At 62.8% G+C, this 8,363-nt stretch carries 13 protein-coding genes; 12 read left to right on the top strand and 1 reads right to left on the bottom strand.

The window, feature by feature from the left end:
- On the bottom strand, positions 1–187 hold a 187-nt coding region (locus NQV17_RS33675; protein WP_257775585.1), incomplete at its 3' end, for a helix-turn-helix transcriptional regulator.
- A 113-nt stretch (positions 188–300) separates the two neighbouring features.
- Between NQV17_RS33675 and NQV17_RS33670 the strand changes: the two genes are divergently transcribed.
- From NQV17_RS33670 to NQV17_RS33615, 12 genes are all read left to right on the top strand, one after another.
- Positions 301–567 (top strand): helix-turn-helix transcriptional regulator, encoded by a 267-nt coding sequence (locus NQV17_RS33670; protein WP_308237610.1) that lies wholly within the window; start codon positions 301–303, stop codon positions 565–567.
- Between the two features lie 75 nt (positions 568–642).
- Complete coding sequence (locus NQV17_RS33665) at positions 643–1,293, top strand: hypothetical protein (RefSeq protein ID WP_257775584.1); 651 nt, start codon at positions 643–645, stop codon at positions 1,291–1,293.
- Positions 1,294–1,318: 25 nt separating this feature from the next.
- Positions 1,319–1,537 carry a hypothetical protein gene (locus NQV17_RS33660; protein ID WP_257775583.1) on the top strand — a complete coding sequence of 73 codons (219 nt, stop codon included), beginning with the start codon at positions 1,319–1,321 and terminating at the stop codon, positions 1,535–1,537.
- A gap of 2 nt (positions 1,538–1,539) precedes the next feature.
- A complete protein-coding gene (locus tag NQV17_RS33655) occupies positions 1,540–3,618 on the top strand; it encodes a DNA topoisomerase (protein WP_257775582.1) in 2,079 nt (692 codons plus the stop codon).
- Positions 3,618–3,758 carry a hypothetical protein gene (locus NQV17_RS33650; RefSeq protein WP_257775581.1) on the top strand — a complete coding sequence of 47 codons (141 nt, stop codon included), beginning with the start codon at positions 3,618–3,620 and terminating at the stop codon, positions 3,756–3,758. Before NQV17_RS33655 ends, NQV17_RS33650 begins: the two co-directional genes overlap by 1 nt.
- Before the next feature lie 22 nt (positions 3,759–3,780).
- Positions 3,781–3,990, top strand: coding sequence for a hypothetical protein (locus tag NQV17_RS33645; protein ID WP_257775580.1), 210 nt, complete (start codon positions 3,781–3,783; stop codon positions 3,988–3,990).
- Between the two features lie 3 nt (positions 3,991–3,993).
- The gene (locus NQV17_RS33640) at positions 3,994–4,302 is read left to right on the top strand and encodes a hypothetical protein (RefSeq protein ID WP_257775579.1); all 309 of its coding nucleotides are present in this window, start codon (positions 3,994–3,996) and stop codon (positions 4,300–4,302) included.
- Complete coding sequence (locus NQV17_RS33635) at positions 4,299–4,946, top strand: lytic transglycosylase domain-containing protein (RefSeq protein WP_257775578.1); 648 nt, start codon at positions 4,299–4,301, stop codon at positions 4,944–4,946. The genes NQV17_RS33640 and NQV17_RS33635 overlap by 4 nt, the downstream gene beginning before the upstream one ends.
- A 12-nt stretch (positions 4,947–4,958) precedes the next feature.
- Positions 4,959–5,330 (top strand): hypothetical protein, encoded by a 372-nt coding sequence (locus NQV17_RS33630; protein ID WP_257775577.1) that lies wholly within the window; start codon positions 4,959–4,961, stop codon positions 5,328–5,330.
- Positions 5,331–5,335: 5 nt separating this feature from the next.
- Positions 5,336–5,764 carry a VirB3 family type IV secretion system protein gene (locus NQV17_RS33625; protein WP_257775576.1) on the top strand — a complete coding sequence of 143 codons (429 nt, stop codon included), beginning with the start codon at positions 5,336–5,338 and terminating at the stop codon, positions 5,762–5,764.
- A complete protein-coding gene (locus NQV17_RS33620) occupies positions 5,757–5,966 on the top strand; it encodes a hypothetical protein (RefSeq protein ID WP_257775575.1) in 210 nt (69 codons plus the stop codon). Before NQV17_RS33625 ends, NQV17_RS33620 begins: the two co-directional genes overlap by 8 nt.
- Positions 5,957–8,362 carry a transporter gene (locus NQV17_RS33615; protein ID WP_257775574.1) on the top strand — a complete coding sequence of 802 codons (2,406 nt, stop codon included), beginning with the start codon at positions 5,957–5,959 and terminating at the stop codon, positions 8,360–8,362. Before NQV17_RS33620 ends, NQV17_RS33615 begins: the two co-directional genes overlap by 10 nt.
- The last annotated feature ends 1 nt before the right edge of the window (position 8,363 follow it).

Here is an 8,363-nt window from a genome sequence, read left to right as displayed (position 1 = left end):
TGACCCCGTAGAGAAGCGCTAGCGCAACCGTGTAAGCCGATCCAGTGCCATTGAGCTCCAGCTGCGCCAACGTGCTCTGGCCAATACCAATACGGCTTTCCACCTGCTTTTGCGTCAGGCGCTTTTGCTTTCGCGCGTACAGCAGCCGCTCTCCAAACGGCGTGCGCCCAGTTCTTGAATCATCCATGCCGCTACGATAGGCGATGTGAATATCGGTTTTCCACTTAAATTATCGACGCTCAGCTAAAAATATCGGTTTACCACTTGACCGAAATATCGGTTTGCCACTATTCTTCAGTCATGAACTGGCAAAATCTTGTTATGCGACTGACGGACCGGGAGCACGGCGGGATGACCCAAGCCAAGCTCGCCGAGGCGTGCGATTGTGGTCAGAGAACGATCAGCGACCTGGCACGTGGCATCACGAAGCGGCCCAACGCAGATCTTGGATTAAGGCTGTTGGAAATATATAAGCAGATATCCAATGCGTCGATGACCGATTTGGAGGAGGGGCGGAAGGCGGGAGTTGATCCTGCGAGTGCAGGGGAAGAGCAAGCGAAGCAGTAAAGAATCGGTCGATGTTAGTGCGGGAACACCAACATCAACCTGACCATTATTTCGTATCTGGTGAGGAAAACGGGAATGGCTACGCCTATTGTAGCGCATTGGTCCCTTCGCGCGACCAAGATGAACCTGCACGCGTTTGCCGTTGCGGCCGCGCTGCTCGCGCCCGCTGCGCCGGCGCATGCTGACGACTGGGGCTGTCAGGTGATGTTGTGCCTCTCTGATGGCCGCGGTGCCGAGACCGAGGGGGCATGCGTACCACCCATCGAAAAGCTCTGGGACCACCTGTCGCACGGCCATCCATTTCCCACCTGCAATCTGATGGAAAGCTGGGATTCGCTGCCCGAAGAGTTTCGCCGCGCGATTCCCGACGACGTCGTGCAACTGGTGAAGTCGACCACGATCACCGGCGGTAACGGCGGCGCCAGCGGCGCATTCTGTCCGTATGACCTGATGTATTACAGCAACCTGTATGGGCCGGCCTGCCGCGCGCACAGCGTCATCCAGGTCAAGCTTAATGGACAGGTCTTCACGCGCGTGTGGTGGAACATCAGCGGGGGCCTCGGCACCAAGTCCAGCTCGCGCACCGAATACTTCGGTGGCGGCTCGACGACCCCCTTCTATGATCCGGCTGAAACCGCCAAGCAGTGGATCGAAGACCAGGAGAACAACCGCAACCGGAATAGCGGCTCGCCGTCTCCCTGGTTCGGTATCGGCACTCGTCACTGATTGATATTCCGCGGAGGGCCACGCGATGTCACTCAACAACACCGAAAAACAAGCACTCCTAAATGCATCGCTCGAGGGTGTGGAGGCTGTTGATGCGCTGACCGAGATTTTGCGTGCGGTACATCCGCGCGCGTTTCACTCGACGGATTCGCTCGCCGAGCGGCGCTTTTTCGACCAGCCGAAGCACGATCTGCCGCATTGCGGTTTCGTGCGCGCGTGCGTGGTCGAACAGGAGGGTCGATAAGCATGGCGCGTCTGTACATTGCCGAAAAGCCGTCGCTCGCCAAGGACGTGATGGCCGTGTTCGACGGGCGTCCTTTGCGCAATGGGCCGGCCTATAAAGTTGGTGGCGATTTCTTCGTGCCGCTGCAGGGGCACATTCTCGGCCAGGTGTTGCCGGACTTCTATCTGCCTGACGATGTGCCGCTTAACAAGAGGGGCAACAAGACCTGGCGCGCGAGCGATCTACCGATCATCCCTCCGGCATGGGTTCTTGAGCCGGTCGAGAAGCATGTGCCGATTCTTGAAGCAATCCGCCAGCTGTTGAGCGACGTCGATGAGGTCGTGCACCTTGGCGACCCGGACGCCGAGGGACAGCTGCTGGTTGACGAGGTGCTGGAATACCTGGGCAACACGTTGCCGGTCAAGCGGCTGCTGGTGAACAACAACAATCCGAACGAGGTGCGCAAGGCGCTCGCGAACCTGCGCGACAACGACGAGCCGGAGTTCCGTGCTTGGTATCGCTGGGCACTCGCGCGTAGCCGATACGACTGGCTGTTCGGTTTGAACCTGACGCGTGCCGCGACTTGTCGCGCGCAGTCGCTCGGCTTCGACTCGGTGCTGAGCGTCGGCAGTGTGCAGACGCCGGCGCTGCAGATCGTGTTCGAGCGCGATGACCGGATCGAACGCTTTACCAAGACGTCCTATTTCCTGTTGGCAGCTCAGCTGCAGCACGCGAACGGCGCGTTCAATGCGAAGTGGCGGGCAGCCGACGATCAGGCCGGCCTCGACGACGCCGGCCGGTTGGTGGATCCCGACGTCGCGGCCGCGCTTGCGCAAAGCATGACCAATGCGTCGGCATCGGTCAGTGCATTCGAGCGCAAGCCCACGCGCGATCTGGCGCCTCTCCCGTTGTCGATGAATGAACTGACGGTCGAGGCGTGTCGCCGTTTCGGTTGCACGGCTGCTGAGGTGCTGGACGCCGCTCAGGAGCTCTACGACCGCTACAAGCTGACGACCTATCCGCGCAGTGAGAACCGCTACCTGGCCGAAGCGCAGCATGAAGAGGCGTCTGCCGTGCTGGCTGCGCTCGCCGCGAATCGCGCGGATCTCGCGCCGCTGGTTGATCGTGCCGATCCGTCGCTGCGCTCGCGGGCCTTCGACGACAAGCATATGGTCGGCACCCCGCACCACGGGATTGTGCCGACGGTTCGACGGGCGGACCTGAGCGTGCTGACGCCGTTGCAGCAACAGGTCTACGACCTGATCGTCCGCTACTACCTGGTGCAGTTCTACCCGGCCGCGACGTTCATGCAGACGTCGATCGAGGTTGCATGCGCCAGCAATCGCCTGATCGCCGGCGGCCGGACGCCCATCTCGGCCGGTTGGCTCGCGGTGCTGAAGCCGTCCGAGCCTGAAACCGGCGATGACGTGCAGATGTTGCCTGAGCTGGCGGTGGGTGACCAGCTGCTGGTGATCGACGTTGACCTGCAGGCGAAGGAAACCCGGCCGCCTGAGCGGTTCGACGAGGCGACGTTGATTGCCGCGATGATCGACCTGCACAAGTACACGGACGATCCGGCCGCGAAAGCGCGCCTCAAAGAAGGCAAGGGGATTGGCACGAGCGCGACGCGCCCCGGAATCATCGCCGATCTGCGCGAGCGTGGCTTCCTGGTCCCCGTAAAGGGCTCCAAAACCCGCTTCATGACGAGCCCGACTGGCCGGGCGCTGCTCGCCGCATTGCCTGGGCCTGTCAAGGATCCGACGGTCGCCGGCATGTTCAAGATCGCGCTCGACGCGGTGGCGACCGGCGAGATGAGTTTCGACGCATTCATGCGACGCAGCGAGCAGATGGTGACGCGCATCGTCTCGGTGATCGGCACGAGCGAGATGAGCCTCCCGGGAATCCGCGCGTGTCCGGTGTGCGTGACCGGGAAGCTGCGCCGGGTCAATGGTCAGGACGGCGCTTTCTGGGGGTGCTCGAATTTTCGTGCCGAGCCGCCGTGCCAGGCCTCGTACCCGGACGCGAACGGCGCACCGAATTTCAACGCGAAGCGTGCGAAGAAACGGCCGAGCACGTCTTTCAGTCTAGGGGGGTGGCGGTAATGGTGGCTATTTGGGCTGTTGCCGCAGGCGTGCTGAGCGCGTTAGCGCTCGTCTTCCTCCTGCCGCACAACAAGTACATCGCGTGGGCGACGGTGGCGCTGCTGGTGATCATCGCGGCGCTGAATGCGTACGGTCACTAGAGACAAACGAGAGGGCCCTGCAATGAACAGGATTTTCAGGTGGATTCGATCGGGCATCCGTGCGCTGCTGATCTTCATCGCTGTGACGGCGACGTTCGGCGTCGTGTACTGGCTGATTGAGCAACGCGCGATTAACGATCTGATCGGAGTGTCGATCGTGGCGTTCGGTTGGTTCGCGATCGCTTTTGTGATGTGGAAGCGTGGCTGGCCACGCGACGCAGCGGAGTGGTGAGACATGCATACCGTCATTAAATATTTGCGAATCGTGTTCACGCCGCGCAACGTTGTTGTGGTCGGTGGTGGGATGTTCCTCCAGTACGAATGGCTGATGAGCGTGGCGCATTACCTGCCGGCGTTCCTCGAGTACGTGAAACCGACGATTTCTTCGCCAGACCGCACCGTTCTCGCGGTTACGGGCGCACTGCTCCAAGGCTTGGCGGCCGCCGGCGCCGTCGCAGTGATTTTCGCCGAGATCCCCGTGATTCTCGCAAGCAGCGTCGACGGGGCGATCGCCAGGATCTGCAGGGCAGGGGAGCGCTCATGATGCCCGTCGATTTTGCGATGCTGGCGCAGCAGTGCGCGCCGTCCGTGCATCCGACCACCCTGCGGGCGATCGTGAAGACGGAATCCGGCTTCAATCCGTACGCGATTGGCGTGGTCGGCGGCCGACTGGCGCGCCAGCCGCGCACGCAAGCCGAGGCGGTGGCCACGGCGCGCGCGCTCGAGGCGGCCGGCTGGAACTACAGCATGGGTCTCGCGCAGGTCAATCGGGCGAACCTGCGCGTCTACGGGTTGACTGCCGAAACCGTGTTCGATCCGTGCGCGAACCTGCGCGCCGGCGGCGCCATCCTCACTGATTGCTATTCCCGCGCGTCCGCCGGCGGACGCGTGCCGCAAGACGCGGTGCGCGCATCGCTCAGCTGCTACTACAGCGGCAATTTCACACGCGGATTCAAGGCGGATTCGGGCGGTACGAGCTATGTGCAGCGTGTGGCTGCGAACGCGATCGCCGCCAGCGGGGCGATCGTGCCGCCGATCGCGGTCGTGCCGGATGGCGCCGCATCGGCGTCGCGCTCTGCAACACGCCCCACACGCGTGCGGCGGGTCGACGAAGGATCCACAACCGGGGCCGATCGCGCCCGCGAGACAGACCACCACCCCGCCTGGGATGCCCTGGGCGATTTCTAACCGGAGCAGCAGATGAAGAAGAGCTTTCTCAAAACCAATCCAGACCGGGCCGTCCGCGAGCAGCACGCCGTCGCAGGCGCGATCGATCGGCCGCGCCTCGCCGCTGCGCATCGCATTGCAGCCGGCGTTGTCCTGTCGGCGGCCGTGAACGCCGCATACGCGGGCGGCGGCCTGAATGCTGGCACGCAAGCCGTTAGCACCTTCACGACATGGTTTTACAGCTTGGCTGGTATCGGTGCGGGTTCCTACCTGATCTGGCAGGGCGTGCAGTGCTGGAGCAACAAAGCCGACTGGATCCACGACTTCGGTGGCGGCATCGCGAAGGTGGCGGGTGTCGGGTCAGCGCTCGTGCTGGCGGGCTGGGCGTTCGGTCTGTTCGGTTGATTGCCATGGAAGAGGAAAAGACGCTGTATCCGTCGTACGCGGGCCTGAACCGGATCGCGATGATCGGTGGCGTTCCGATGTTTCCGGCGCTGATCATCGGTTGCACGTCGCTGATCGCCAGCATGATCAGCGGCTTCGTGCTCGGGCCTGGCGGCTTGCTGATCGGCTCGGCCGGCGTGCCGATCTTCCTTTTCTTCCGCCACGTATGCGAAACCGACGACCAGGCGCTGCGCTTGTTCTGGTTGGAGTTTCGCTGCTGGCTCGACCGCCGTCGCGTATCGGTATTTGGCAAGACCTACACGCTGGCCCCAATGCGTTACGGCCGCGATGTCGGTGTCTACACCCGCTCGTTCGCGCGCGGCAAGGATCTGGAGCGCTTCGCGGCGCTGCGTCACAGCCTGCTCGCGCAGGCACAGGAGGACCAAGATGAGTAACCGCCATTCCGTTCCGCCCGACGACGGTGTTGTTAGTCCGTGGCCGACTACGTCGGGCCACACGATGGTCATCGGCACCACGGCCTCGGGCAAGACGACGCTGGCCGCGTTTTACGACGTGTTCCGGCTGACCGAGTCGGAGTTCCGACGTGTCAAGGGCAGGCCGGGGTCGGGTGCAGCGGGAGACGAAGCATGCGCGTAAGCAACGATCTGAACCGACTCGTCGCGTCCGCCGAGGACAAGCTGCCGCGCATCGGCCGCCCGGTGTCGGTGACCACGACGAGCATCGACAACGGCGGTGCCATGATGGTGCTGCGCGTGAACGGAGTGCCGTTCGAATCGGTCAGCCGCGGCGAGATCGAGGCGCGCTACGACAGCTGGAATCGCCAGCTGGCCGCGATGACGCTCGAGAAGGGAAATCGCCTGTCGCTGTGGAGCACGTTCCGCCGGCGCCGCGTGTCGTTCGGAGACGAGTACCGCTTCTACAATCCGTTCATCCAGCAGGCCGTCGACAAGTACCTGCAGCGTTTCCGTAAGCACCATCATTACGAGAACAGCTTCTACATCACCGCGATCCTGCAGGGCGACGACCTGGACGATTCGGTGCGCGAGCTCGAGGAGCTGGGCGAGTCGCTTACGAAGTCGCTGATCGCCTACGATCCGCAGCCGCTCGAGACGTATGAGCACAACGGCATTCTGTTTTCGGAGCCGTACCAGTTCATCGGCGAACTGGTAAACGGCATCGACGAGCGCGTACCGGTCACGCAGGCGACAGGTCGCGATCTGATCCCGACGTCGCACCTGCATTTCCATTACGACACGGTCGAGATCCGGACCGACCGTTCGACGCGGTTCGCGACCTGCTACGACCTGAAGGACTTCCCGAAGGCCGGGTGGGGACAGACGAATCCGCTGCTGACGCTGCCGGTCGAATTCACCTTCACGCAAAGCTTTGGTTGCCTGAGCACGGCCGAAGCGATGGAGGCAATCGAAGCGCAGAAAAACAATCTGGAGTCTGTCGAAGACAAGGCCACGCACCAGATCGAGGAGCTGAAGGAAGCGCTCGCGCTGATTGCCGGGCGTGATCTCGCATTCGGCGATTATCACGGCGCGCTGGTGGTGTATGGCGACACGGCCGAAGCAGCTATCAGCAACGGTGCGTATGTGACGAGCCGGGCGTTGAACGATTGCGGCTTCAAGTTCGTGAAGGCAACGGCGTCGGCACCGTACACGTACATGAGTCAGGTGCCGGGCTTCAAGACGAAGCCGCGGCCGATGCCGAAGTCGACCCGCAACCTCGCGTCGTCGTTTTCGATGCACACCTATGCGGCCGGCAAAGCACGCGGCAACCCGCTCGGCGACGGTTCGGCGCTGATGCCGGTGCAGACCGTGGCGAAGAGCCTGTTCAGCCTGAACTGCCACGCGTCGCGCCTCGACGAAAACAGCGTCGGCGAGAAGGTCGCCGGCCACACACTGATTCTTGGTTCGACCGGTACCGGCAAGACGACCCTCGAGACGATGTTGCTCGCGTTCCTCGAGCGGTTCGATCCGAAGATTTTCGCGCTTGACCTCGACCAGGGCCTGCGCATCTTCCTCGAGGAGATGGGCGCGCTCTACTACACGCTGCGCGAAGGCGAGCCGACTGGTCTTGCGCCGTTCGGCCTGCCCGACACGAAGCGCAATCGTGCGCATCTCTACGACCTGGTCGGCGCATGCTGCCGAGACGAGAACGGCAAGCTCAGCGCCGACGATCAGCGGCAGATCAAGCATGCCGTCGACACGGTGATGGCGCTGGAGAACCTCCAGCACAAGACCTTCAGCCGGCTGCTCGAATCGATCGCGGATACCGGCGAGGAAAACAGCCTGCACCTTCGCCTGAGCCAGTGGTGTGGTGCAACTAACGGTCGATTCGCCTGGGCGCTGGACAACGAGCCGAGCACGCTGACGAACATCGCCGACGTGCGCCGGATCGGCTTCGACGTGACCGACTTCCTGAAGAAGGGCTATGCCGCCACGGAACCGGTGCTTGCGCACCTGCTGTACCTGAAGGATCAGATGCAGCGCAAGGGCGGCCTGCTCGCGACGGTGATCGCCGAGTTCTGGCTGCCGGCCAGCTACCCGACCACTCAGGAGCTGATCCGCAAGTCGCTGAAGACGGGCCGGAAGGCCGACGAATTCCTGATCTTGGATTCTCAGTCGCCGGAAGACGCGATCCAGTGCCCGGTGTTTGCCGAGATTCGCGATCTGACCGCGACGAAGATCTATCTGCCGAACCCGGATGCAACGCCGGACGGCTACAAGCTCCTGAACCTGACCGACCGTGAGTTCCGCACGCTCAAGGCGCTGTCGAAGGAATCGCGCACGTTCCTGATCAAGCAGAGCAACCAGTCGGCGTTCGCGACGCTGGATCTGGGCGGCATGAACGACGAGATCGCGGTGCTTTCCAGCAGCCTCGACAACGTCGCGATCTGGGAAGAATGCACGCGCGAAGCGCACGGCGACACGGATCTGCGCATGAAGCTGTTCCAGGAGCGTCGCAAGGGCAAGCGCGATCGCAAGCACGAGGCGGAGACCGAGCCAGCGGAGGAGGTCGAGTGAC

This window comes from Burkholderia sp. SCN-KJ, assembly GCF_024656005.1.
GTDB lineage: Bacteria > Pseudomonadota > Gammaproteobacteria > Burkholderiales > Burkholderiaceae > Burkholderia.
The sequence above is the reverse complement of the archived record's forward strand: the minus strand, read 5'-3'. Positions and strand labels throughout refer to the sequence as shown.

Coding starts and splice junctions, on each gene's coding strand:
- NQV17_RS33670 (WP_308237610.1), top strand. CDS start 301: ATGAACTGGCAAAATCTTGTTATGCGACTGACGGACCGGGAGCACGGC.
- NQV17_RS33665 (WP_257775584.1), top strand. CDS start 643: ATGGCTACGCCTATTGTAGCGCATTGGTCCCTTCGCGCGACCAAGATG.
- NQV17_RS33660 (WP_257775583.1), top strand. CDS start 1,319: ATGTCACTCAACAACACCGAAAAACAAGCACTCCTAAATGCATCGCTC.
- NQV17_RS33655 (WP_257775582.1), top strand. CDS start 1,540: ATGGCGCGTCTGTACATTGCCGAAAAGCCGTCGCTCGCCAAGGACGTG.
- NQV17_RS33650 (WP_257775581.1), top strand. CDS start 3,618: ATGGTGGCTATTTGGGCTGTTGCCGCAGGCGTGCTGAGCGCGTTAGCG.
- NQV17_RS33645 (WP_257775580.1), top strand. CDS start 3,781: ATGAACAGGATTTTCAGGTGGATTCGATCGGGCATCCGTGCGCTGCTG.
- NQV17_RS33640 (WP_257775579.1), top strand. CDS start 3,994: ATGCATACCGTCATTAAATATTTGCGAATCGTGTTCACGCCGCGCAAC.
- NQV17_RS33635 (WP_257775578.1), top strand. CDS start 4,299: ATGATGCCCGTCGATTTTGCGATGCTGGCGCAGCAGTGCGCGCCGTCC.
- NQV17_RS33630 (WP_257775577.1), top strand. CDS start 4,959: ATGAAGAAGAGCTTTCTCAAAACCAATCCAGACCGGGCCGTCCGCGAG.
- NQV17_RS33625 (WP_257775576.1), top strand. CDS start 5,336: ATGGAAGAGGAAAAGACGCTGTATCCGTCGTACGCGGGCCTGAACCGG.
- NQV17_RS33620 (WP_257775575.1), top strand. CDS start 5,757: ATGAGTAACCGCCATTCCGTTCCGCCCGACGACGGTGTTGTTAGTCCG.
- NQV17_RS33615 (WP_257775574.1), top strand. CDS start 5,957: ATGCGCGTAAGCAACGATCTGAACCGACTCGTCGCGTCCGCCGAGGAC.